Origin of the sequence: Nostoc edaphicum CCNP1411, assembly GCF_014023275.1 — a bacterium.
GTDB classification, from domain to species: Bacteria; Cyanobacteriota; Cyanobacteriia; order Cyanobacteriales; family Nostocaceae; genus Nostoc; species Nostoc edaphicum_A.
In genome coordinates, this window is record NZ_CP054698.1 from 2,632,803 (window position 1) to 2,658,978 (window position 26,176).

16 protein-coding genes, 1 pseudogene and 2 CRISPR repeat arrays are annotated in these 26,176 nt (G+C 41.1%); of the genes and pseudogenes, 6 read left to right on the forward strand and 11 right to left on the reverse strand.

Annotated elements, in window-relative coordinates:
* Positions 1-21 precede the first annotated feature (21 nt).
* Complete coding sequence (locus HUN01_RS36075; protein WP_257798169.1) at positions 22-153, forward strand: hypothetical protein; 132 nt, start codon at positions 22-24, stop codon at positions 151-153.
* Here HUN01_RS36075 and HUN01_RS13465 read toward each other — a convergent pair.
* On the reverse strand, positions 150-1,694 hold the full coding sequence (locus HUN01_RS13465) for a hypothetical protein (protein WP_181931701.1): 1,545 nt from the start codon (positions 1,692-1,694) through the stop codon (positions 150-152). The two genes, HUN01_RS36075 and HUN01_RS13465, sit on opposite strands and share 4 nt — an antisense overlap.
* 1,012 nt (positions 1,695-2,706) lie before the next feature.
* Between HUN01_RS13465 and HUN01_RS13470 the strand changes: the two genes are divergently transcribed.
* The 3 genes from HUN01_RS13470 (at position 2,707) to HUN01_RS13480 (ending at position 6,694) form a co-directional block, all read left to right on the forward strand.
* The gene (locus HUN01_RS13470) at positions 2,707-4,257 is read left to right on the forward strand and encodes an aminotransferase class V-fold PLP-dependent enzyme (RefSeq protein WP_238846246.1); all 1,551 of its coding nucleotides are present in this window, start codon (positions 2,707-2,709) and stop codon (positions 4,255-4,257) included.
* A 39-nt stretch (positions 4,258-4,296) separates the two neighbouring features.
* Complete coding sequence (locus tag HUN01_RS13475) at positions 4,297-5,583, forward strand: sulfite oxidase (protein WP_181931702.1); 1,287 nt, start codon at positions 4,297-4,299, stop codon at positions 5,581-5,583.
* A gap of 328 nt (positions 5,584-5,911) precedes the next feature.
* Positions 5,912-6,694 (forward strand): sulfite exporter TauE/SafE family protein, encoded by a 783-nt coding sequence (locus HUN01_RS13480; RefSeq protein ID WP_181932679.1) that lies wholly within the window; start codon positions 5,912-5,914, stop codon positions 6,692-6,694.
* Between the two features lie 300 nt (positions 6,695-6,994).
* On the opposite strand, the gene HUN01_RS13485 is transcribed toward HUN01_RS13480, so the two are convergent.
* From HUN01_RS13485 to HUN01_RS13510, 6 genes are all read right to left on the reverse strand, one after another.
* Positions 6,995-8,494: an Ig-like domain-containing domain gene (locus HUN01_RS13485; protein WP_181931703.1), complete on the reverse strand. Its 1,500-nt coding sequence runs from the start codon at positions 8,492-8,494 to the stop codon at positions 6,995-6,997.
* A 94-nt stretch (positions 8,495-8,588) separates the two neighbouring features.
* Positions 8,589-9,362, reverse strand: a complete 774-nt coding sequence (locus tag HUN01_RS13490) for a TIGR03943 family putative permease subunit (RefSeq protein WP_181931704.1) — start codon at positions 9,360-9,362, stop codon at positions 8,589-8,591.
* A gap of 63 nt (positions 9,363-9,425) precedes the next feature.
* Positions 9,426-10,478 carry a permease gene (locus HUN01_RS13495; protein WP_181931705.1) on the reverse strand — a complete coding sequence of 351 codons (1,053 nt, stop codon included), beginning with the start codon at positions 10,476-10,478 and terminating at the stop codon, positions 9,426-9,428.
* Positions 10,479-11,144: 666 nt separating this feature from the next.
* Entirely contained in the window at positions 11,145-12,152 is a 1,008-nt protein-coding gene (locus HUN01_RS13500) for a WD40 repeat domain-containing protein (protein ID WP_181931706.1), read from the reverse strand.
* Positions 12,153-12,288: 136 nt separating this feature from the next.
* Positions 12,289-12,582: a hypothetical protein gene (locus HUN01_RS13505; protein WP_181931707.1), complete on the reverse strand. Its 294-nt coding sequence runs from the start codon at positions 12,580-12,582 to the stop codon at positions 12,289-12,291.
* Positions 12,583-12,957: 375 nt separating this feature from the next.
* On the reverse strand, positions 12,958-13,128 hold the full coding sequence (locus tag HUN01_RS13510; protein WP_012410338.1) for a chlorophyll a/b-binding protein: 171 nt from the start codon (positions 13,126-13,128) through the stop codon (positions 12,958-12,960).
* Between the two features lie 436 nt (positions 13,129-13,564).
* On the opposite strand from HUN01_RS13510, the gene ald reads away from it, so the two are divergent.
* A complete protein-coding gene (ald, locus tag HUN01_RS13515) occupies positions 13,565-14,656 on the forward strand; it encodes an alanine dehydrogenase (RefSeq protein WP_181931708.1) in 1,092 nt (363 codons plus the stop codon).
* Between the two features lie 301 nt (positions 14,657-14,957).
* A CRISPR array of direct repeats spans positions 14,958-16,522; the repeat unit is 37 nt; unit sequence ATTGCAATTCATCAAAATCCCTATTAGGGATTGAAAC.
* 416 nt (positions 16,523-16,938) lie between these two features.
* A pseudogene (locus HUN01_RS13520) lies at positions 16,939-18,269 on the forward strand (IS4 family transposase).
* A gap of 228 nt (positions 18,270-18,497) precedes the next feature.
* Here HUN01_RS13520 and HUN01_RS13525 read toward each other — a convergent pair.
* The 4 genes from HUN01_RS13525 to HUN01_RS13540 form a co-directional block, all read right to left on the reverse strand.
* Positions 18,498-19,775, reverse strand: coding sequence for a sensor histidine kinase (locus HUN01_RS13525; protein WP_181931709.1), 1,278 nt, complete (start codon positions 19,773-19,775; stop codon positions 18,498-18,500).
* Between the two features lie 30 nt (positions 19,776-19,805).
* Complete coding sequence (locus tag HUN01_RS13530; protein WP_181931710.1) at positions 19,806-21,695, reverse strand: ATP-binding protein; 1,890 nt, start codon at positions 21,693-21,695, stop codon at positions 19,806-19,808.
* 334 nt (positions 21,696-22,029) lie between these two features.
* Positions 22,030-23,726: a CRISPR direct-repeat array (repeat unit 37 nt; unit sequence ATTGCAATTCAACAAAATCCCTATTAGGGATTGAAAC).
* Positions 23,727-23,832: 106 nt separating this feature from the next.
* Complete coding sequence (gene dusB, locus HUN01_RS13535) at positions 23,833-24,888, reverse strand: tRNA dihydrouridine synthase DusB (RefSeq protein ID WP_181931711.1); 1,056 nt, start codon at positions 24,886-24,888, stop codon at positions 23,833-23,835.
* An 80-nt stretch (positions 24,889-24,968) separates the two neighbouring features.
* Positions 24,969-25,790: an Rpn family recombination-promoting nuclease/putative transposase gene (locus HUN01_RS13540; RefSeq protein ID WP_181931712.1), complete on the reverse strand. Its 822-nt coding sequence runs from the start codon at positions 25,788-25,790 to the stop codon at positions 24,969-24,971.
* Positions 25,791-26,176: the final 386 nt, after the last annotated feature.

Here is a 26,176-nt window from a genome sequence, read left to right on the forward strand (position 1 = left end):
ATAGGGCATTGGGCATGGGGCATGGGGCATGGGGCATTGGGCATGGGGCATTGGGCATGGGGCATTACTCACTTGACTCCCAACTCCCAACTCCCAACTCCCAACTTCCAACTCCTAACTCCTAACTCAGCACTCAGCACTCAGCACTCTTAACTCTTGGGGCGAAAATTCGGCAGTTCTACAGATGCCAATGACTTACGCCCCTTGGGTGGACGCTGGGGATAAACCACAGGTGAGGGTGAATTAGCATCATTGGTGTTATCACCTAATGATTCTGGGGAGAAATCAGTTGCCGACAATTCTAACTGTGACAATTGGGAAACTTCTGACCAGTAGTCTTCAGTTTCTCCAAGAGGTGTCTCAGTGTCAGGTGGAGTGGAGGAAATCGGTAAGTTATTGGCTGGTGAAAGCACAGAATCTGTTGTCCAAGAATTAGAGGTAGTTGCAGGGGGATCTATTTCTGCCTCCAACTGCTCCTTCTGTGGATTTTCTAGTTCTTCATCGTCTTCTAAGATTGTTGCTAAAGTCTCCCAGATGGGGGAATCACCTACATCAGTTTTCGCAGGTGGTGGTGGTGATACTGATGCAGGCTGGGAAGTAAAAAACATTTGGATTAGACTATCTAATTGCTGATCTAAATTTGATGAAGATGAACCCAAAGGTGAAACAACTTCCGTTGTATCTGAAGAATCATCAATTTCTGGAGATGATCCTGGCTGTGTTGGTGTTGGCGTATCTTTCTTAACTGTCCAGTTCCAAGGAGATGATGGCGTCGGAGTGGCTTCATTTCTTTGGAATGGGATTGGTGCTGAGGGTTCGCCCCAAGAATTATCTAGATCATCACTCAAAGATTCTGGTTCTGCTGACCAAGGTTGAATTGGATGTGCATTCGGAAATAAAGACCGAGCTTTTCTAGAGAATCTTCCTTGTCCACTAGTTATATCTTTAGGATGTTTTGCAGCATCCTCTAGGGAGTCATAGCTAGGAACCGATGTATCTAAACATTTTTCTAGAGCTGCTTTGAATTGCAGCGTCTGGCGTTGCTGTCGCATCAGTCTAGTACGTAACTCCCGACAAGCAGTTTCTGACTGCAATAGCTGCTGAGACTGTTCGCTGTTGTTAGTGTGTAACAATGTACATTCTCGCTCTAGCTGGGCAAGGCGTTGTTGGCTAATTTGGAGCTGTGCTTTATAAGTATCAATGAAAATTTCCTGGCGTTGAACAGTTTGTACAGCAGTTTCTAATTGTTGAAATAAAGACTTTATCTGTTCTTGAGCCGCCGCCAGTTCCTGGGTATGTTGGTTGAGCATCGACTCACTAACGCTGGAACGCGTTTTCTGCCACTGCAAAACCTTTTCTGACTCAGTTAGGTTGTCTTTTAGCTGCTCTACTTGTTCATACAAGTTATTGTTAGCTGCACGTAATTCTTCGTTCAATGCCAGCAGGTTCTGAAATTCCGAGTCAATAAGTGCCTGTTTGTCGCTTTCAGGCTCTGCAACCCAGTCCTGCTGGGTAGTATCTTGTGAAAATTGTGTATCTTCAGCTGGCATGAGGAGTGGCAGTTTTCTAACTGTCATATTGTCATTAGGCACAACTGAGTAAAAGGGACAACTCGCCTGCTCTGATTGTGGCGAATTAGCAGAATTTAGGGATTCCATCACAGCCCCCTTGTTTGAGGTGTCAGCTTCATTCATCACTCTTGACTCACCCGCTTAAAAATATTCAGCAGTGCTGGCATTAGCATTGCTTATTAACTGTGTCTAATCAGGGTTTGCTCTAGAAGCTAAGTTTAACTCTCTCCAAGCACCAGCAATTAATCATCAATTGGTGTTCCCTATTTTGTATCTAGACTGATGCCGTTATAACACTATGATGCTCTGCCCCGTCAAGAAGAGGTGGAAGGGGAACTTGGGCTGCCTTCGAGGGTAGGCGGGAGGGAGGAGAAACCTAATGCGTTAAAAACTAAGCTTTATTAGCTGATGAAGTTTTTCTACATGAAAAAACTGCCTCACCTTATAGTTTATTTTTTGTAACCGCATCCGTCTTAAGATATAAATCAAAAATGTCTTCTTCAACACAATTTTGTACTGACTTATTTCTTACTTAAGATAGATGTCGATACAAGTATCTACTATTTGATGATAATTCTGTAATCTGAGCGATCGCTATTTAATGTCAGCAAACAACTAAGAGCTTCTGCCATAACTGCAATGTTAGGAAATTGTGACAAATGCGAATAAATACTTATAAATAGTTCTTAAAAGGGTAGCAAACTACCTAAGTAAATTAATAAATTTTTTTTAAAGAGTAATCTCAACTTAGTATGGGCTTTTTTCTCAGTAAATACAGTCCTAGTCGGCAATTCCAGGCTTAGTTAGTGAGAGACTTTTCATATCAACTTACCTTCAATATGTCAAGTTTCTTTAATGACCACAAGAAAATTGTCTAAAGTATACTTGACTACTTATCAATATTATTTACATTGTATTTTTATTGACGTAGTTTTGATTTTAATTAAGTACTAGTGCGGATATCATTTTTAATTAACTTATTAAAGAATAATTGGAATAACCGAGTTTTTCACTAGCAACAAAGTAGTTATAAAGACCATGATTACTGCCTATTTATATAAATGTGGCGCGAACTAAAGCGTTGTGGCAGTTAGGCTTGTCCAAAAAATCCAAATTTAAAATAGGGGTGCTAAAGATGACTGACGTACTTGCAATGGGCGCAAATATAAAGCAAGAAGCTGCCCAATTACCGCTGGTTGCAGAAAATTTTGACAGTTTTTGGGATAAAGAAATCAGACCGTTATTCACAGATGAATCTCTATCTTTTAAGGTGAAAACTCTTAACGGAAAATATGTCAAGTACGTCAACTTGGATAATGGAGCTACAACCACTCCCTTTGCAACCCTTAAGCAGCATGTGGATGAAATGCTTGACACTTATGGCAGTGTGCATCGAGGTTCTGGGCAAAAGTCCGTCATTACGACACGAGAATATGACGCTAGTCGGAACGTGATTCGGGATTTTGTCGGGTCATCTTCAGACAACTATGTAATCTTTGCGAAGAATACAACAGAAGCAATTAATGGAGCCGCCACACTTTGGGCAAAAAAACCTGGGAAAATCTTAGTTTCTGATATTGAGCATTCATCCAACCTGTTACCTTGGGTCACTAGAGACGAAGTTGTGCAGTACAGAACTCAGCCGGATGGAAGTGTAAGTGTTGCAGAAATTGAGGATATATTCAAGGCACATCAAAATCTCCCCGAAGCCGAGCAAATTAAGTTAGTAACTATTACAGGTGCTTCAACAATTACAGGTTACAGGCCCCCGATTTACGAAATTGCAGCTTTAGCACATCGGTATGGTGCAAAGATATTTGCCGATGTGTGTCAGTTAATTCAGCATGAACAAGTAAACATGGGTGCAGATGATGACCCATGTCATTTAGATTTTGTGGCTTTCTCTGGACACAAAATGTATGCCCCTTATGGAACTGGGGTTTTGCTGGGGCCAAAGGAATTTTTTGATAGCTCCTACCCTTATCAAATCGGGGGTGGAAACCTGCCTTATATCACCAGAAACCTAGAAATAAAACGTTTTTATACAGAACGGGCCCATGACCCTGGAACACCAAACGCAATGGGTGCGATCGCCATTGCTAAGGCGATTGAAATTATCGAAGCATTAGGACGCGATCGCATCGCCCAGTATGAACACTCTCTAGTTGAATTCACATATACACGGCTGGGGCTGATTCCTGGGGTCAAAGTACATATTCCCGGAGATAATTTAGCCCATGTTATTCCCTTTGATATTGATGGGTTTGATGGACGCTTAGTAGCAGAAATTCTGGCACAAGAATATGGCATTGGGGTTCGGGCTGGGGCTTTCTGCACTTATGAATACATTCGCAAACTCAAGAATATTTCAGACGAGCAAGACTGTGAGATTGCCAAGGAAGTAGACAGAGGAATTACGCGCAACATTCCTAGTATTATCCGAGCCAGCTTTGCTGTATATAATACATTGGAAGACTGCGATCGCTTTATAGATGCGATCGCTCAAATAGCTAAAAACGGATTGACTCATTATTTGCCCAACTACACACAAGATCAGATGACTGGTGTCTGGACAAGCAATAAACAGCTAGTTTTTTCAGAGCATAGGGCATTTATTGGGCATTGGGCAATAGTTCTTCCCCTATTTCCCCTGCTCCTTCATCAAGCCTTATTCTCTGTGCCTTAATTACGAATTACGAATTACGAATTAAAAGGGGGTAATAGCTTGAGCGATGAAAACCTCTTTGATCAGGAAGATTACTTACAGGCACGGGTTGATGAGTGTATCTGGCAAAAAAGTACAGATGCAGGTATTTCGCGCCAGCGCTTTCTAAAAATACTAGCCACTATGGTTGGTGCAACAGCCGTCGCTGGGTTAGCTAAACCTGCACCTGCTCACAGCCAGACAGCTATTAAAACTAAAGGCAGTAAAATACTTAAGCCATTGCCACCAGGGTATATCTCTCATAGCAAAGGCACATTAGAGATGAACTGGGAAGCAATGTATGGGCGTGGTTATTTAGTACCAAATGATTGGTTCTATGTTCACAACCGCCATACACCTCCCCCTTTTGACCCGATTACATGGCGTTTGAAGATTCACGGAACTGGCGTTTCTGCACCTTGTGAGTTCACTTACGATGAAATCGTTGCCATGCCGTCCATCTCAGTCACTTGTGCTATTGAGTGTGCTGCTAATGGTCGGCGCTTCTTTGAAGAAGCTTACAACACACCACTCTCTGGAGCAAAATGGAGACTTGGAGCTATTGGTGTGGCTGAGTGGACTGGTGTACCGCTTGGCATGTTATTAGAGCGAGCTGGATTGAAAGCCACAGCGAAAGATGTACTAGTAGAGGGTGCAGATGTGGATTCGCTGGATTCAAAGGAGACAAATAAATCCAAGTTCAGCAGTGTAGTTCCAATTAGTAAGGCATTAGCAGATAACTCGCTCGTTGTCTATGCAATGAACGGAGAACCATTACCTCCAGATCACGGTCAGCCATGCCGTGTTTTATTCCCTGGTTGGGGAGGAAACGCCAACGTTAAATGGATTGAGCGGATTGAAGTTTCGGAAACACCGATATATACCCAGTGGGTGACAGAGCAAATGGTGCTGGTTGGTGCAGATTATCCAGCGATCGCACCATATAAAGGTAAGCTGATTACCTATCAAAATGTTAAGAGCGCTTTCGAGTTGGCTTGGCCTGCTACACTTTCGGCTCGAACTCACTTACTGCGTGGACGTTCTTGGTCTGGGAAAGGAAAGATTACGCGTGTGGAAGTCAGCCTAGATGGCGGTAAAACTTGGCAATTCGCACGACTCAGAGAACCAAACTTTCCATTTGCATGGGTACGCTGGGACATTGAATGGAACCCAATTCCTGGGGAATATTTTCTCCAAGCTCGTGCTACTGACAATTTAGGTAATACACAACCGAGTACAGTTCCGTGGAATGATTCTGGATTGCTATACGGAGGCATTGTTAGCCATCCGGTGACAGTACGGGGATGAAACAGATGAGGAGGACAAGGGGATAAGGAGAATAATTAACACCGTGTGCGACTTTCTCTCAGACCTAACCCCCAACCCCTTCCCTACCTCTCCCTAACCCTCTCCTACGAGGAGAGGGAAGCGGAAAAACTTTTGTTGCTGGAAGGGCAGCAAAAATTAAAGCCTATCGACCTTTCGGAGAGAGGAATGGAAGTGGGGTTTCAAGAATAAGTCGCACATCGCGTTAATTAATAACCATACCCCATGCCCAATGCCCCATGCCCCATGCCCAATGCCCAATGCTCAATGCCCACTCAGCACTATCAGTTCTCTAGAAAAAGACCTATTTATGATTGATTATAGTTGGTTGATTTTAGTGACGGGGGGTCTAATATCTGGAGTCATAGCTGGACTTTTAGGAATAGGTGGCGGTATTGTCACAATTCCTCTTTTAGTCACACTAGGCTATACTCCCGTTCAGGCGATCGCTACTAGTAGTCTTGCTATTGTAATTACTTCAATTTCTGGAAGTTTGCAGAATTGGTGGATGGGCTACTTTGACTTTAAACGAGTAATTTACTTAGGAATTCCAGCTTTTCTAACTACTGGAATAGGTGTATATTTCGCCAATAAAATTCCATCTTATATAATACTTTTTACATTTGGCATCATCCTACTCGCTAATATCTATTTGATTGAGCTTCGCAAGCAATTGGCCTTTAAAGATACAGAGAATACAGCACCAATATTTAACCCATTAGTTTCTAAAATCGGCACTGGGGGAGCAGCAGGTATTTTAGCAGGTTTATTCGGCTTAGGTGGCGGTACGATTATGGTGCCACTGCAAATGTTGCTACTAGGAGAAGACATTAAAGTAGCAATTCAAACTAGTTTGGGTGTAATTGTCATCACTGCTTTAGCTGCCTGTACAGGACACACATTAGAGGGAAATATTCTGTTTGTTCAAGGTATAGTTTTGGGATGTGGAGGTCTTTTAGGCGTTCAAATGAGTACTCGCACATTGCCAAAACTACCAGATTCCACAGTGAGTTTAGGACTTCGTATTTTCTTAGGAATACTATCAATCTATATTTTTTGGGAAGCTTGGATAAATTATCAAGTGATAGTTTAAAAGTCTTCGATAAATGACAATTTGTCAGCTTGTTATAAAAAAGATTCCTAACTTCTCTAAAAAGTTGGGAATCTAAAATTACCTAATATATTAAAAGTTAGTTTGACCGTGGAAGCGTAGACGCAAAGCAGTTTGTCGCTAAACATCGCTCATTTCGTCCGTTATTATGATGTCAGCCAAATTACCCATAAGAAGCAGTTTGTAGTGGGGACTTCAGTCCCCAAAGCTAGGACTAAAGTCCTTACTACTAACGAATATTTTTTATTCAGCTTGATAGACGTAAATTTTCGGAATATCATCTTAGGGTAGCCATCGGGGACGAAATCCAGCAAAGGGGAGTTGTTCTGGTCTAATTTCAACTGTCTCAGCATCAGCGATGGGCAACAGAGGCATTAACCACAGGCTACTGGTATCGATCGCATCTCCATCATCAGTTTTCAAAGTGTTTGGGGGCAATGATGTTGGGGGATTTGTCTGCGGTACTACTTGGTCAAATAACAAGCCTAAACCGTCGGCAGATAAACTCATTTGCACATTTCGTTGAGCAGGAGGCAGTACTAGCAGTGGTTTTTGTTGTCCGCTTTTCAGATCAATTGCCACCACATAAGGCTGTTCTATATATTGTTCTTTGGATACTAGCTGTGTTAGCAAGCAGTAGAGAGTGGGTGAGGCGATGTCAAATTGGCAGCTGAGAATTGAGCCTGTAGTTTTTAATAGTTGTTTCTGCACACCTTGGTTTGTCACTAAAAACAAATCTCGCGTGTAATCTGTATTAAATTTTACCATCGCTGCTTGAGAGCCATCTTTGGAGAAAGCCTGTACCAAACCAAACTGCGGTAGAAAATCTAGGGGTTTGCTAGCATCACCTTGCAGTGGTAGAATTGCTGCCCCTTGTCCTTGAGCAACTGCTACGGCTTGACTATCTGGTGTGATCATAAAGTCTCCCCCAGGTTGGCTTTGCAGACGTTTAGGGGTGGGTTTTTCTGCTGAACCGTCGCTGTTTGCTGGCATAAACCATAGTCCAAAGTCGCCGGGATTAGTTTTGTTTCCCCGCTGGATGACAATAGTTTCCCCATCAGGTGATAAGTCAAATTTGAGATTTTGATAATCTTTACTATCTAAAATCAGGTCAACTCTACCTGCTGGTTCTACTTCTTGTTCAGATTTACCAGAAACGCCTGTTGTCACTGTGTACAGCTGGGCTGAAAGTAAGTCTTGATTGTTGCTGGTGCGAGCAGAAAATAAAATTTTCTCGCCATCAGGAAACGATTCAAAGTCCATTACTACCAAATCTTTGGGGGTAAGTACCCTTTTTTGCTCTTCGGTTAAGTTGTAAAGAACTAATCGTCCCTGTTCTTCTTGATTGGTTCCGATGTAAAGGATGACGCGATCGCGTGTGCGGAAGCTACCTGTAAAGGCCTGTATCACCCGATTTTTGCCTTCTTGCTGGGCAAACTTATCTTTGGCTCCCTGTAACTGCACTTTATAATTTGTGCCATAAGGTGCTGGTGTCACTAGCGTATAAACCATCCGCCGCCCTGCCCAACTGAATTTACCTGCTAGAGGTGGCTCAATTTTTAAGTTCTCCTCGACGCTTTTTACTTCCATTGGGCGGCTGAAGGTGAGGGTGAAGGAGTTATCTTCTGCCCCAATTTGTTGATTTTGCCAGGTAAATTCCCGGACACGAGCAGTTACCACATCACCTTGCAATACGAGTAACCCAATCAGCACACTCAGCAGTAGCATTAGTGCGATCGCTATCCGATCCAGTGGTTGAATAAATGCTTTAGATTTAGTCATTGATTATTGGGCATTGGGCATTGGGCATTGGGCATTGGGCATTGGGCATTGGTCGTTAGTCATCCACAAATGACAAAGGACTAATGACTAATGACTAATAACTATAAGGATTCTCCGGTTGAGGAATCTTTTTGAGAGAGGTAGCGGCAATGGTAAGTTTGCGTTTATCTCCCAAACTTTCTGTCACCATTTGTCCTTCAACTTCTAGCCAGGTATCAGGGGAGTAACGCTCTTGATTATTTTGTAGTTTAACGGGCAATCCCACAGGGTAAGCATCTGCTGCACAGCAAGTTAAGACAAATCGTGCTAAAAACAAATATTCTTTTCCTATATCGGGCGGGTGGATCACAAATCCCTGCACCTTGACTTTTTGCCCTGTATATGCATCTGGTTCTGGATAGACATTGAGGGTGCGTACCCAGTCTACGAGCGATCGCTCTTCTGGACGAACAGTAACCCGAAAGGCTTGAGGTTTAACACGTGTGCTTCCCAATAAATCAGTAGTCACACCCCCTTGGAGTGCTTTATCACTAGCAAAAACTTGCGGTGTAATAATAAAACCTAGAATCACTGTAATCAACAAGAAAGCACTGCCCCAACCAGGGGGAAATAAACTAATATGCTGCATGTTTGGCGTCACATCACGGCGACGCCGTTTCCAAAGTTCCTGCATCTTGAATAAACCAATAATGATGAAGCCGATACCAGCCACAATCACCAACCCAAAGAAATTTGGGTGAATCAATAGGTTAAGCTTGTTAGTTTGCCAATATCTCAACATCAAAACACCCCAAGCTGTAATTGCTAGGGCATCCAGCCAAGGGAGTAACAGATTTAGGATTTTAGATTTGGGATTTTTGTTAGTCATTAGGCATTAGTCATTGGTCATTGGTCATTGGTCATTAACAAAGGACAAATGACAAATGTTTTTTTAAAAGACGTGTAAATTCAGAAAAAGAGTGAACAGAAATGTCAACTGTGCTGCTACAGCAAATAAGTAAAAGATAGTTTTGGGTTTAAAAATAGATAACATCAAACCAACACTTTTGATGTCAATCATTGGCCCAAAGACGAGAAATGCCAGTAATGAACCACTGCTAAAGGTTGAGGCAAAAGATAGAGCAAAGAAAGAATCGACTGTAGAACAAATTGACACTACTACTGCTAATATCAGCATCACCAGAATTGAGCTAATAGGCCCAGCACCTAAACTGAGGATTAAGTCACGGGGGGCTAGAACTTGAATGGCCGCAGCGATCGCACTTCCTAAAATCATCACTCCGCCCAATTCCCGCAATTCTTGGATGCTATTATCCACCACTAAGCGGAGTTTATCTCCCAGCGGTTTACTGGTGGTAGAGATTAAGGTAGGCGGTACCACACTAGGATCTATCCGCAGAGGTATACCTGCTTTTCCCCCTAAGATATAAGTCCCGGATTGCAAGAGATTCGATACAGGTGCTTCCTGTTGTACTTGATAACGCTTACCACGGCGTTTAGTTTCAGGCTGCGCGGGTGGATTAAACTTCATATAACGAGCGATCGCAGGTTGGACTATGGGATTTAAGTCCTTTTGAAAACTGAAAACAAACCCGATAATTGTAGCAATTGCTAGGGAAAATACGACTCGTAAGACCACTATTTCTGGCTGATCTCGAAATGCTGTCCAAGTTGCCCAAATTACAATTGGGTTAATTGTTGGTGCTGCTAGCAAAAAACCAATTGCGACTGGTGTGGGTACTCCCTGCATTAGGAACCGCCGCGCTACCGGTACATTCCCACACTCACACACCGGAAATAAAAAGCCGATCATGCTGCCAACTAAAGCACCCAGCAGCGGATTTGTGGGCATTTTTTCTACTAGTTTGCGCTCATCAACAAAAAATAGCAGCAAACTGGAGAATAAAACCCCAAGAAGCAAAAAAGGCATCGCCTCGACTAGCAGACTTAGAAATATCGTAAAACCATTGTTCAATTGATTCATGGGCGTCGCAGTCAAAAGCGGTTTTGAGTTTTAGGGTTCTGCCTAGTCATTCTATCGAAATGGGGATCAAAAGCAGTTCGGGAAAATTAAACATCATTTAAGTAGCAAGTTATCCTACGTTTCAAATAGCGCTTAAACGCTACAAACCTTTGCTTCAGCCAAGATAGTAATTTTTACCTGAGTGCATTTACTGACGATGACCATTTCTAAGATTGTCTAAGTTCAGAAATTGTTCCGTTCTAGAGGGCAAGTAGCTGCATAGATGATTTGAAGTTATCTATGTTTATACTTACAGTAATTTGCTGGATAAGATATTAGCTTGGCTGTATTTTCATCAAGTATTCACAGTTATTGAACATTTGGGGTAGGCGTAGCCCGTCGTAGACATTGCTCTTGGTTACTACCATGATTGCTTTTGGCTAGTTCTCGCAAAATCTGATCTGAGCTTTGGTTGATTTTTTACTATAAAAACTCTAAAAATGCAAGACCACAGTTTAGCAAACACGATGAAGAGTGCTGAGTGCTGAGTTGGGTAAATGCTGAAAGTCCCTATCCCCTAGTCTCCAGTCCCCTTTTCGTCAAAATATAAGACAATTTAGATCCCCGACTTCTTTAAGAAGTCGGGGATATACTTCACTAATTCACGATTATTTTGTACCATCGTGATTATTTACGTTTTGGTGGAATCCCCCAAATCTTGATTTGTTGATCAAAACCACCACTGGCAAGAATTTTACCATTTGGACTAAAAGCGATCGCACTTACCCAGTCTGTATGTCCACTTAGTGTATTTACCAACTCGCCTGTAGTTAAATTCCACAATTTAATCCCATCCCTGCCAGCACTAGCAAGGGTTTCTCCATCAGGGTTAATGGCGATCGCATTTACCCAGTTATTATGTCCTGTGAGGGTGCGGACTATTTCTCCAGTATTAATATTCCACAGTTTGACTGTGCGATCGCGGCTTGCACTAACTAATGTTTGTCCATCTGGTGTAAAGATTACAGCGCTCACACCATTAGAATGAGCTGGCAATTCACTAACTAATTGACCAGTACTCAAATTCCACAGCTTGATTACACCCTTATTATCACCACTAGCCAAGGTCTGTCCATCTGGACTAATAGCTAGGGTATAAATCAAATTATCAAAGCGTACTAGAGTTCCTAGAGGGCGTTGCTGTAGCAAATCCCATATACGAATCCCATCCAAAGCTCCACTAATGAGAACTTTACTATCAGGAGACACCGCTAAAGATAAGACGTTACTGGTATGTCCGACAAAAGAGCGGCTAAATTTAAAATTTTTCAGGCTCCAGAGGTTAATCGTGTTGTCATTACTACAGCTAACAAGGGTTTGACCATCTGGCGAAATAACTAAAGATTCTACAGATGTTTTGTGTGCTTTGTTAATATCCGCCAACTTTTTGCCGTTTGCGGAATTCCAGAGGCGAATTATACCCTCGTTTTCTGCACCTCCACTCACAAGTATTCTGCTATCTGGACTAAAAGCGAGGGATTTAACGGTTCCTTTATGTCCTCTAAGTGTGTAAAGTAGTTGGGCATTACCAAAGCTGCTGGTAGCTTGGGAATTTGGCGTTACTTCAACGGCAGCATGAGCTTGATGAATGTAAAACCCTTCCCAGGTAATCACTGGAAGGGCAACAGCTGCCATAAATGCCAGGATAATATACGGACGCAGAAAACTACCCCCACCTCTTCCCTCACTACTCACTCTTTTTCCTCACTTTTATAGATACGGTTACCCCAATACATTTTGCAGAGTTATTACTTAAATAACTCTGCATATCCTAAAGAGGTGGTTTTTTCTTAGAAATGCTTAACATTGGTAAAGGCGGACTAGAAGAACGAGAGGGCAAATAATGTTGCACTACAGGTTCCTCTGGTAAGGGACGACGCTGTTGGACACGCCACAACTTAAAGCCGAGCGCTATCCCTGCTGTTCCCAAACCAAAAGCGAACAATGACCAGCTATCATTCAAACCGCCAATCAGGGCATCCATAACGCCCATCGTCATCAATACAGTGACTATTGGCTCTTTTCGGTAAGTTGACTTCAAAAAACGAGGTAATACAGCATTCATCACAGCTTGGTTGGTTCCAGTTCACCTTTTGTGTATATTTACCCAGAATACCTCACCCGTCATTTGCCTTTCTTATCCAAGGCAGGCATTAATTATGATTTTCTTTAGTAGGGGAGGAAGTTTACTCATTAATTGCCTTGCATATACCTTGCATATATTAGTTGCAAGTCTATGATATTTCAATCACTAATAGGTATTTCCATTCCTCTCTTGCTTACATTCTAGGTCAATTATTTATAAATAAGTCTAATTAAAGTATTTAAGGTGAAGTACTTGGCTATCAATTGTTAAAGTCAAAACCAACTGGTTGTTCCAGCTGGTTAAAACTCTTTTAATTACTAGCTTACAACTTCAATATCGTGCTTGTTGATGGCACTATTTCAGACCCAGCCATGATAGCACCCCTTGATTGGTGACATATTCAATCACCAACATCAAAGCGAAGCCAATCATTGCAGCTCGACCATTCAAGCGTTCGGCATATTCGTTAAAGCCAAACTTAGGCTCCTCTAGTTTGGGTGTAATCGTTGGTTGTGTTTGTGTCATTTTTAAGAAACCTTTTTCGGCAAACGGGACATGATATCAGACTTCGCAGCAGAAGTCGGGGAAAGTGGTGAGAAGTGGTAAAGGTTAAAGGAATAGATTCGTTTTTCCCCTTAACTTTTACCCTACGCTTGGTAGCTTAAAAGCTGATTGCAGTGCTTGAATACCAAGATGACTTGAGAAATTCAGCAAAAGCTCCCTAGTCGGGAGCTATACAATCGGTCTTTTAATAAATTGTTACTATTCTTTATATATTGTATAAATACTGGGGCAATAGTCAAGGGCAAGAGTTTGGGCTACTCAGATTGAATTGAGAAACTTAGAACAGAGATTAGCTATCTCTAATACAGCTATCTCTAATACTGAAGTAGCAAGACAGAAGTAGCAAGCTTGAGATTGGCAGGCTACAGTTAAACAAAAAAAATATCAGAGGCGATATATGGAAATCGGCGTTCCCAAGGAAAATAAGGATCAAGAATTTCGTGTAGGTTTAAGTCCTTCTAGCGTGCGGGTGCTGCGAGAAAATGGTCATAGCATCTTCGTCGAGACGCAAGCAGGTAATGGTGCTGGATTCTCTGATGACGACTACAAAAGTGCTGGAGCCGAGATTGTCCCGACATCAGAAACAGCTTGGAATAGAGAATTGGTTGTTAAAGTTAAAGAGCCGCTGACATCTGAGTATAAATTTTTGCAGAAAGGGCAGATATTATTTACTTATTTACATTTAGCAGCCGATCGCAAATTGACAGAGCATTTAATTGATTGTGGCACAACTGCGATCGCCTACGAAACTGTAGAACAACCTGGTGCTAACAAACTACCCTTGCTCACCCCCATGAGCATAATTGCCGGTCGGCTAGCAGTACAATTTGGGGCCAGATTCCTAGAACGTCAGCAAGGTGGTAGAGGTGTACTTTTGGGCGGTGTCCCTGGAGTCAAACCAGGAAAAGTAGTAATTTTAGGTGGCGGCGTTGTCGGCACAGAAGCAGCTAAAATTGCCGTGGGGATGGGTGCGATCGTCCAGATTTTAGATGTGAGTGTCGAGCGTTTATCTTATTTAGAAACTCTTTTTGGCTCTAGAGTCGAATTGCTTTACAGCAACTCTGCTCATATTGAAGCCGCCGTTAAAGAAGCAGATTTACTCATCGGTGCAGTTTTAGTGTTAGGACGTAGGGCACCAATATTAGTATCCCGGGAATTGGTCAAACAAATGCGTCCTGGTTCTGTAATAGTTGATGTAGCTGTTGACCAAGGTGGTTGCATAGAAACCTTACACCCCACATCCCACACTAATCCGGTATACATTGAAGAGGGTGTGGTGCATTATGGCGTTCCCAATATGCCAGGAGCAGTACCTTGGACAGCAACTCAGGCACTTAATAATAGTACATTACCTTATGTTGTCCAGTTGGCAAATTTGGGAATTATGGCACTGGAAGTTAACCCAGCATTAGCTAAGGGTGTGAACGTGCGGAATCATCATTTAGTGCATCCGGCTGTGCAAGAGGTATTCCCTGATTTGGTCAATTAAGGTTTGCAAGTGCTAGGCGATCGCTTATTTTAATGGTGATAGCGATCGCTAGTTAGACTAATTTCCTTGCCAAATGCGCGGATGGGTAGGTGTACAAAATGAGATGGGGCAAAAAAGCCTGTATGTTGCATCTATACAAGGCTTTGAGGGTAATGGTACTTTTAAACCATCCGCGCACCTTATGGGAACTGGTTTTCAGCGATTTGTATCTTGTGTTATTACTATTCCCTGTGCTATGATTCACTCATTCGCGCAACTGCACCTTGAAAACCAAATACAGCAAGGCTTTCGGACGCCAGCGATTGCAATTCATCAAAATCCCTATTAGGGATTGAAACAGGATGATAAACCTTAATTCCTAAATCTTCTAAGATTGCAATTCATCAAAATCCCTATTAGGGATTGAAACGAATAGAAGGCTCCGTCCGTGTCACAAGATATAAGAATTGCAATTCATCAAAATCCCTATTAGGGATTGAAACACTGAAGAATTTCGCATATCCAGAAAGTTTACGTATTGCAATTCATCAAAATCCCTATTAGGGATTGAAACTTTAGCGTAGTGCGTATACGTGTATTCTATGTTTGATTGCAATTCATCAAAATCCCTATTAGGGATTGAAACAGGAGTGAAGCGGCGCACAGTCTTAAGTTGCAAACGGGGAGATTGCAATTCATCAAAATCCCTATTAGGGATTGAAACAAAAGGCTAAACAGTAGATAGTTCAAGAGTTTCAAATTGCAATTCATCAAAATCCCTATTAGGGATTGAAACGTATATAGATCGAATAAGAATTTACTTTTTTGATATTGCAATTCATCAAAATCCCTATTAGGGATTGAAACGGTTCATTTGCAAACTTCCAACGCTTTGTAGAGCCTAAAATTGCAATTCATCAAAATCCCTATTAGGGATTGAAACTAATATTTGGGAATTGTAAAACAGCCATAGCATTTAAAATTGCAATTCATCAAAATCCCTATTAGGGATTGAAACTGGCATAAAACACTTTGTATCATGATGAAAGGACATTGCAATTCATCAAAATCCCTATTAGGGATTGAAACAGTTTAATCTTTTGGGAAAATTAATCAATCCCTCATTGCAATTCATCAAAATCCCTATTAGGGATTGAAACAAACCGAACATCAGCAAGCAATTCTCGCAACTCTATTGCAATTCATCAAAATCCCTATTAGGGATTGAAACAAAGAAATATCAGGATTGGAAAGCGGGAAAAGTTGATATTATTGCAATTCATCAAAATCCCTATTAGGGATTGAAACATTCCAATTACCACAATAATCATAAAGTAAAATGGTATTGCAATTCATCAAAATCCCTATTAGGGATTGAAACGAATTTCAGGAATGGGCTGAATTAGAAGCCGATATTATTGCAATTCATCAAAATCCCTATTAGGGATTGAAACGAGCGTATCTTGCCCAGCTTCACGAGCGTAATGATATTGCAATTCATCAAAATCCCTATTAGGGATTGAAACGGGAACGTTCACAAAATAAGATAGATCGTCAGTAGATTGCAATTCATCAAAATCCCTATTAGGGATTGAAACGTAAACGCTATAAAACAAATCCCTCAACGTGACGCAAATTGCAATTCATCAAAATCCCTATTAGGGATTGAAACAACAGCCTATGGGATGATGTGGCTGGATTTGATCATTGCAATTCATCAAAATCCCTATTAGGGATTGAAACTGCACACTTACTTATGGAGATAACCGACATAACAACATTGCAATTCATCAAAATCCCTATTAGGGATTGAAACGTGTTAATAAAATTTGTGCCGTCAAAGCCATAGGATTGCAATTCATCAAAATCCCTATTAGGGATTGAAACTTTGGTATCAGAGTTTGAACATAATTAAGTTCAAAATATTGCAATTCATCAAAGGATAAATTCCCTGTAGAGACGGCGATTTATCGCGTCTCTCTAAAAGGTTGTTTGAAAAGTCGTATGTTGTAATTTTAATCGAATTATTACCCCCCTTAATCCCTCCTTATAAAGGGCTACGGTAGTACACACAAGTCGAATTACCCCCCTTAATCCCCCCTTGGAAAGGGGGGAAATAGAAAATCTAGTTCCCTCCCCTTTGCAACTACCGTGTATACACAAGTCGGATGTAAAGTAGGTGCAGAGGATTTTTGAGAAGCAAAAACTATGGATAATCCAATCTTAATTCACGCTTCGACGACACCAGGAACGGCATTTGGAGACCCAAGGCTGATAAAAAGGGGGCAGCATTATACGAGGCGATTCGTAAGCACCAATCGATAAATATCCGGCAAATAAGTCGAAATTGGGCAGAACAGATGGGTTATTATCGGTTTTTGGAGAATGAAAACGTAACACTATCAGAACTAGTACGTAGCCTTTCGGATGATTGCGAGTTTCATCTGGCAAAACGACACGTATTAGCGATTAGCGATACTAGCGAGATTAACTTGCAGTCTCATGCAGGTAGGCTGTCACCGCCAGGATTAGGAGTAGTAGGCAATAACACAGATGTCGGGTTTTATATCCATCCAACATTGGTATTAGATGGTGAGAGTGGATTTCCACTGGGGTTAAGCACAGTAAAACTGTGGAGCCGAGCTATAAACCATGCAGATAAACATAACTCGTGACTATCAAAATTTACCAATTGAGGAGAAAGAATCTTACAAATGGTTAGCATCGGCAGAAAGTAGTAAGCGATGCTTTGAAGTGGGTGGAGCAAAAATGGTAACTCATATTGGCGACCGCGAATCGGATTTATTTGAGGAATTTGCAACTGTACCCAATAAAAACAATCATTTACTGATAAGAGCTTGCCAAGATCGTCGATTGTTAGGGCGGTCTGAATCACTATTCGACTACTTAAGTCAGCAGCCTTGTGAAGGTACTTATATAATTAACGTTCCCGCAGACTCACGTCGAAAGCGAATGCCAAGAGAAGCAATGCTTATTGTTTCGTTGTGGACAAGTTGAGATTCAACGCCCCGATAAATTAGGCGTTTTTGGCTATCCTCCTAGTGTTACCCTTTTTGCTGTTGAAGCTCTGGAAGTCCAACCACCCGCAGGACAAGAACCGATTCATTGGCGGTTGCTGACAACTCACGTTGTTGTCTGCTTGGAACAGGCACTGCGAGTCATTAAGTGGTACGGATGGCGATGGAAGATTGAACAACTTTTTGCCACTCTCAAAAAAGCTGGATTGAATATCGAAGCGACTCAGTTAGAGTCTAGTATTGCAATTCAACGCCTAACAATCCTTGCTTTGTCCGTAGCCGTGCGAACCTTACAAATGGTTGAGGGACGCGATAATACTCAACTTTCTGCCGAGCTTACCTTTTGTCAAAAGCAGCAGCAATGCTTATTAGGACTTCAATCTTCTGTTGAAGGCGATACCAAAAAATTACAAAATCCTTATCCACGGGGTTGTTTGCCCTGGGCTACTTGGATCATTGCTCGACTTGGTGGATGGTCTGGTTATACCTCTGGTAGGCCTCCTGGAATGCCTACCCTTGTTCATGGTTTAAGACAATTTGAATCCATCTTTATCGGCTGGAAACTCGCTCTGGATGGACTTGTGTATACACGGTAGCCCCTTTGCAAGGGGAGGGTTAGGGTGGGGTAAAAAATATTTGATACATCAATCATGACTTTTCAAACATCCTCTAACCGCCAAAATGAATTTGACAGAGTACTAACCTGCAATTTTTGCGAAGGATACGCAGACTCCAGGAACTTGAAACCATTATCATGTGGGTTTTGTCTGTATAGTCCCGAATTATATTCGCCCTTTGGTATTAATCATAATAAGTATGTTTTTTTAATCTGGGGTACTTATGATTGGAATTCTAATTGTAAACTCGGTTCCCATCCCCATTTGAGAATTCACTTCCAATGTACCATTGTGTTTTTCCAAAACTATTTGATGGGCAATTGATAAGCCGAGTCCAGTGCCTTTACCGACAGGTTTTGTGGTAAACAAAGGCTCAAACAGCCTTTGTTTCACAGATTCAGGAATGCCGGTACCATTGTCTGCAATCCGAATTACAATCCATTGTTCGGAATCTACTTCTGTAGTAATCTGAATTTGAGGAATTTGATCACTGATTTTACCTAATATCAGAGCTTCATCAAGAGCATCAATTGCATTAGCTAGAATATTCATAAATACTTGATTCATCTGACCGAGATAGCAATTTATCTCTGGTATTATTCCATAACTCTTAATAACTTCAATAGCAGGACGATCGCCATTACCTTTGAGGCGGTGCTGCAAAATCATTAATGTGCTATCCAGTCCTTGGTGCAAATCTGCAAGTAATTTTTCATCACTATCCGAGCGGTAAAAGTTGCGTAGTGAGGTAGAAAGGTTTTGAATCCGTTCACTACCTAGCTTGAGTGAGTTCAGGATTTTTGTGATATCTTCAAGAATAAATTCCAGATCCAATTCATCAATAGCAGTGCTAATTTTAGCTGTCGGGTTGGGATAATCTTGTTGATACAGTTGGATAATTTTACTTATTCCTGCAAAATATTCCTCTAAAGGTGGAATATTGCTAGTGATAAAACTGAGAGGATTGTTGATTTCATGGGCGACACCAGCAATTAATTCTCCTAGTGTTGAGAGTTTCTCTTGCTGCACTAGTTGGACTTGGATTTGTTGCAAAGCAGCGGTGCGATCGCTCACTTGTTTTTCTAAAGATTCAGTCAGTTGTTTGACTTGTAAATGCACACGCACTCTTGCAATAACTTCCTCTTGGGCAAAGGGTTTGGGGATATAGTCTACTGCACCAAGAGAAAATCCCTTGGTTTTGCTCTCCGTATCTGCTAAGGCTGTGGTGAAAATAATGGGAATGTTTTGAGTAACAGGATTGGCTTTGAGGCGGCGACAGGTTTCAAATCCATCAATCCCAGGCATTTGTACATCCAGCAAAATTAACTCTGGTCGATTACGTTCTGCAAGAGCGATCGCAGTTTCTCCATCCACTGCAACACGAAAACGAAACCCCTCAATACTGAGCGCTTCGCACAGGACAGATAAATTTGTCGGATTATCATCCACAATCAAAAGAAATCCAGTATTTGAGGTCTTGAGCATGATGGATTAAAAAGCGAAATTTGATTCTAATTAATTAATATGTTGTTGAATGAAACTTTCCAAACGTTTAAGTTGGAAATTACTAGCAAGCTGGATGATTTGCTCAGTAAAAGCACTAAGTTGCTCATCAGATGCAGAAAGTTGTTGAACTGATTCTAAAAGTAGTTGAATATCGCCGTCTTGTGCTAGTTCGAGTAACTGTTGTAAAATCTCATTACTAGGAGAAATCATCTTCTCTAGCTGATCGATACCACCTGCATCAGTTTTTTTGATTATGTCTGCTTTGCCATCAAAAATCCATTGCAGTTGTAAAAGTTTTCGTAATAATTCCAGCAGGGCTTCAGCTTCTATAGGCTTTGGTAGAAATATATTTGCACCAGCATCAACACTCTTATACTGATCGGCTGCAAATACACTAGCTGACGAAGCAATAACAGCAATCTTTTTAAATTGGTTAGACCAACGTAAACGTTTGATGAACTTAAATCCATCGCTTACAGGCATAACTAGGTCAGTGATAATCAAGTCTGGTTTATGAGCTATAGCTTGTTCCCATCCTTCCTGACCATGACTAGCTTCTACAACCCTAAACCCAACTGGCTCTAGTAAATTTACAATTACCGAACGGTTTTCCCATTTGTCATCCACAATCAAAATCGTGCGTTTTTGTCCTTGATAACCAATAATAGTTCCCTGCTCTATCACTCTGGAAACCTTTGCCCAATCTTTAGATTCTGGCAATTGCACCTCAAACCAGAAAGTGCTACCTTTGCCAAGTTCACTCTGCACCTGAATTTGACCACCCATCAGTAAAATAATTTGTTGGCTGATGGCTAATCCTAAGCCAGTACCTTCACTTTGTCGTTTCTGATTTCCCACTTGCTCAAAGGGCTGGAAGATTTTCTGAGTTTGCTCAGGGGTTATACCCGCGCCGGTATCTGCTATCTCAAAACGAATTTTGTAGTTTGTTATCTTTCCATCGGCGTCTAATTCTTGACTAATAACCTTAGCCTGGAAGCTAACGCTACCTTCATGAGTAAATTTAATAGCATTACTCAGCAAGTTAATCAATACTTGTCGCAAGCGTTTTTCATCAGCATAAACGCCTGTTGGCAAATCAGGATCTAAGTTGACATGAAATGCAATGACTTTTTGTTCCGCCTGGATACGGCAAATTTCAACCACACTATCTATAAAAGCAGGAAAGTAGAAACCAACACGATTCAATTCCAGTTTCCGGGCTTCAATTTTGGAGAGATCCAGGACATCATTAATCAAGGTTAATAGATGAGAGCCACATTGGTAAATAATGCTGACTCCTTTGCGTCCTTTCTCGCTTAAAGATTCTGTGCGTTGGAGAATTTGTGTATAACCCAAAATGCCATTAAGAGGTGTACGTAATTCATGGCTCATATTGGCAAGAAATTCACTTTTTGCTTGGCTAGCATTTTGAGCAACTTCCTCAGCTTTACGCAGTTCTTGCTCTATACGCTTGCGCTGCACAATTTCACTTGTGAGCACTCGATTAATTGCTTCTAACTGGGCAGGGCTAGGCAATGTTAGAGCTTGAGGCATGAGATAAAATAAGGCAAAAGCTGTATATATTGAAATAATCGCAGTTAAAGCTTTGAGACTACCTGCAACCCAGTAATCTGGATGCCAAAGCGTCCAAATGTCTATCAAGTGTCCAGTTCCGCAAGCAATGATAAAAGCACCAAATAATACAAAGACTCCATTAAAAGGAACGTCTTGGCGTTTGGAAATAAAATAGATCAGTAGGAAGGGAATAGAATAATAGGCGAGTGCGATCGTGGCATCAGAAATAATGTGTAACCAAACTAGCCCCGTTTGCCAGAGATAACAATGTCCGTGGGGAATAAAACCAATTGAGTGCAAAGGATATTTTAAAAGTGTCAACATGATTTTAAAGGTTACTGGATTTGCAATATATACCTCTAATCTCAGTATTCCCAAATCATCAAGTAGTAAGCTTAGTTCTCAGCAATCTGACTAATTTACTTGCAAAATGCGCGGATGGGTAGGTGTACAAAATGAGAAGGGGCAAAAAAAGCTGCACACTCTATCTATACAAGACTTTGAGGGCAATGGTACTCTGAAAACATCCGCGCACCTTATGGGGACTGGTTTTCAGCGATTTGCATCTTATGCTATGACTATTCCCTGTGTTATGATTCATTCATTCGCGTAACTGCACCTTGAAAATCAAATACAGCAGCGCTTTCAGACGCCAGCTATTGCAATTCAACAAAATCCCTATTAGGGATTGAAACATCAAAGCAGTTGAAGATATCTCAAATTCTGCAAAATTGCAATTCAACAAAATCCCTATTAGGGATTGAAACAGCGCTTCGACTAATCCCTCTCGATCCGCCAAGGGCATATTGCAATTCAACAAAATCCCTATTAGGGATTGAAACACAAGAAGAAAATCGGATACTGAAAGCAGCCCAATTGCAATTCAACAAAATCCCTATTAGGGATTGAAACGCCTCTCCTATTGCTGGAGGAGCCGCGATCACCCTGAATTGCAATTCAACAAAATCCCTATTAGGGATTGAAACTGTGCATTCCAGTTTGTTGAACAGGTCGATAAGAATTGCAATTCAACAAAATCCCTATTAGGGATTGAAACAGGTTACTCTGAAGCCGTTGAAAATCAACTTCAATATTGCAATTCAACAAAATCCCTATTAGGGATTGAAACTCAAGTCGATCAAGAGACAAAAGACCTATTTTTAGAATTGCAATTCAACAAAATCCCTATTAGGGATTGAAACATCCAACAATACCGAAAATACCAATATTTATATTGCAATTGCAATTCAACAAAATCCCTATTAGGGATTGAAACCCTAAATTGGCATAGGAACCATTGAAAGTGGTAAAATTGCAATTCAACAAAATCCCTATTAGGGATTGAAACATTCGCGGAGCAGGGCTTAATGCTGATACTTGCGGAGCGCTAATTGCAATTCAACAAAATCCCTATTAGGGATTGAAACGCAGGTTCTACTATTGGTTTAATTGGTGCTGGCGATTGCAATTCAACAAAATCCCTATTAGGGATTGAAACGGCAACATCCCCACTGGATTATCAGGAATCTGGATTGCAATTCAACAAAATCCCTATTAGGGATTGAAACTGAGCTTACTCGTTATCCCGTAGATTCTTTGAAATTGCAATTCAACAAAATCCCTATTAGGGATTGAAACAAGAAATCGACGGGAGTTCCAAATATTTGAGTGAATTGCAATTCAACAAAATCCCTATTAGGGATTGAAACTCAGGAGTAGCTTTCTCTATGTGATTCATATTGTCATTGCAATTCAACAAAATCCCTATTAGGGATTGAAACAAACCATAGCTCTAAACCGGAGATGGGGGTATCTATTGCAATTCAACAAAATCCCTATTAGGGATTGAAACGGGTTTGACTGGGTGCTTGATGCTTACTCCCCATATTGCAATTCAACAAAATCCCTATTAGGGATTGAAACAGGGCGCTTGTATGGCTATTGCTAGAGTTAAGCATTATTGCAATTCAACAAAATCCCTATTAGGGATTGAAACAACCCCGGACAACGTAGGAACCCAATCGAGCGAATATTGCAATTCAACAAAATCCCTATTAGGGATTGAAACCATATTGTGGAATAGGGCAAGTAGTGCTAACAACATATTGCAATTCAACAAAATCCCTATTAGGGATTGAAACTTGTAAATGTTAAGGTCGAAAACATCGAAAAAGAATTGCAATTCAACAAAATCCCTATTAGGGATTGAAACTCAGATAATTTAGCAGTGGCCATAAACAAGCAACATTGCAATTCAACAAAATCCCTATTAGGGATTGAAACAAAACCCGAACGATCGGCATTAATCCAGCCCTGAGATTGCAATTCAACAAAATCCCTATTAGGGATTGAAACAAGCTTGTTAAATTTGTCCAAATAAAATAAGGTAGCAGTATCTAAGCGATCGCGTCACTTTTCGGAATCACCAATATCATCCCAAGCTAATGGTAAAATCAATTTTCTAAAGCATTACCAAACTACCTTCTGCTTCTTCTTCAAGTTCATAACCATTAGCCAGTTTTTCAATTGCTTGGTCAATCATTGCCAAACCTTGATCTACTTTTTCAACTAAACTTAGCTGTCCTCGCAGTTCGGCAGCACCAACGAAACCCTTAGCATACCAAGTCATGTGCTTACGGGCTTGACGCACGCCGCGATCGCCTTTATATTCCCACAAGGCTTGTAAATGATCTCTTGCACATTCCAACCGCTGAATCGGGGTAGGTTTCGGTAATATTTCCCCAGTTTTCAGGAAATGATCAATTTCTCCCACCAAAAACGGATAACCCAAAGTTCCACGAGAACACATAACGCCATCAGCGCCAGTTTGTTCTAAACATCTCACCGCCGCTTCAACAGAAAAAATATCTCCATTCCCAATTACTGGGATAGAAAGCACTTCTTTTACACGGGTAATCCATTCCCAACGAGCATTGCCATTGTATCCTTGGGCGCGGGTGCGTCCATGTACCGTAATCATCTTTGCCCCGGCATCTTCCATTCGCTTGGCAAAGTCGAGAATAGTAATTTCGTTATCATTCCAGCCAATGCGGGTTTTTACTGTCACAGGTACATCAACAGCTTTTACCACTTCCCGCACAATTGCTTCTGCTATTTCTGGTTGGCGCAACAACGAAGAACCACCACCATTTTTAGTGATTTTATTAACTGGACAACCCATATTAATATCAACAGTATCAGCACCTTCTGCAACTGCTTTGATTGCTGCTTCTGCTAGGAAATCTGGACGACAATCAAATAGTTGAACGCTAATTGGGCGTTCGTTGGGGTCTACCTCCATGATTTTGGGTAACTGCTTGACATAATGCAATCCTGTAGCATTCACCATTTCGGTATACATCATGGAATCTGGGGCATAGCGACGCACCAGACGGCGAAACACCATATCTGTAACCCCAGATAGAGGCGACTGGAGAACCCGACTTTTTACCTCGAAGGAGCCAATTTTGAGGGGTTGGGAAAGTCTAGCTTGGAGAATGGGAGACAGGGAAATCATAGAAAAAATTAAAAATTGTGCGGATAAAAAATAGCAGGAATCTTTAGAGAGAGGGATTTGTGATCAGTGCTAATTGTCGGTTACGTATCCTGACTTGGAGGTTGTTTTTGCATTTCTTGCTGAATCTCTTCTAGACTCAAACCTAACTCTTTCGCTGTTTCTTCAAAACTCAATCCCAATCTCAACAACAAAGGTATCATTCTCAACTTTTCTTCACGCGCTCCTTCTTGTTTACCTTCTTGCTTGCCTTCTTGCTTGCCTTCTTGATAAACTCGTGTTTTTTTCAAATCACTTAACCCAAACATACCTTCAATCTCCTCTCGACTCATTGCCGGAAACTTGTAAACCAAAATTGTCTCTATCAATTCTAGTAACTGCCGCCGTTGTGGTTCAATGTTGATTTCTTGCTGGGTTCTGTCTATTAACTGCCTAGCAGCGATAATAGCTGTCTCCTCTTCATCAACGACTAATTTCATCGTAGCAATTCCAACTGGCAGCAATGCTGTTTCACCTAGTTCATTGAGATAAATGCGACTGATGCGCTGGCTAGTGAAAAATTCGCTGTAATTCTTGATATCTGCTGTATCTAGACTGCGATTGGGATAAATAACTACTCCTCGCCAAGAATTTTTAGGTTTATTTTGGCGTAAGTATAAAGAAATTTCTGAAAATAGGCGTGAATAAATTTCTGTGTCGGTTTGAAACTGGACTTCAACAAAGTAAATCGGATTTTCTTCTCCTTGTGTTGGGAGAAAAACACCATCTATACGGAAGGCAGTTTGCTTGATTTCAATTGAGGAGAATTGATAAGTCTCTGCGGTTTGGGGTGGATTACCAATTAATTCAAAAAAGATGCCAGGAAGTTCTTGAAAAAGGCGATAAAAAATGCTGTCAGTTTTCACGCTTGATGTATTGCGGTGATTTAACCAGTTAGATTTTACCGTAAAATAGCTAGCAACAAATTTTGTTCAATTAGAGAATGTTTTAAAAGTTCTCTAAGACTACTGAGTTTTATTTTCAGCCTTAAAAAAGTCACAAAAAACGCCGAGACTAAAAATATCTAACAAAAATCTTTTTTTAAATAAGTGGAACTCACGTTAATTTATCAAGAAAGGCAGTCTTGCTGGAGGAAAACTGCCCTCTCTCAAGTACCGCGACTAAAGGAGTCTTATTCAGGAAGAGTCTGAATCCCCTACTGATTTACTCCTTCTGCCTCCTGCCTTCTTTTTCAATACTCTGTATTAAAAATCGCCAATCGGTCAATATTGTGAGTAATATTATCGACATA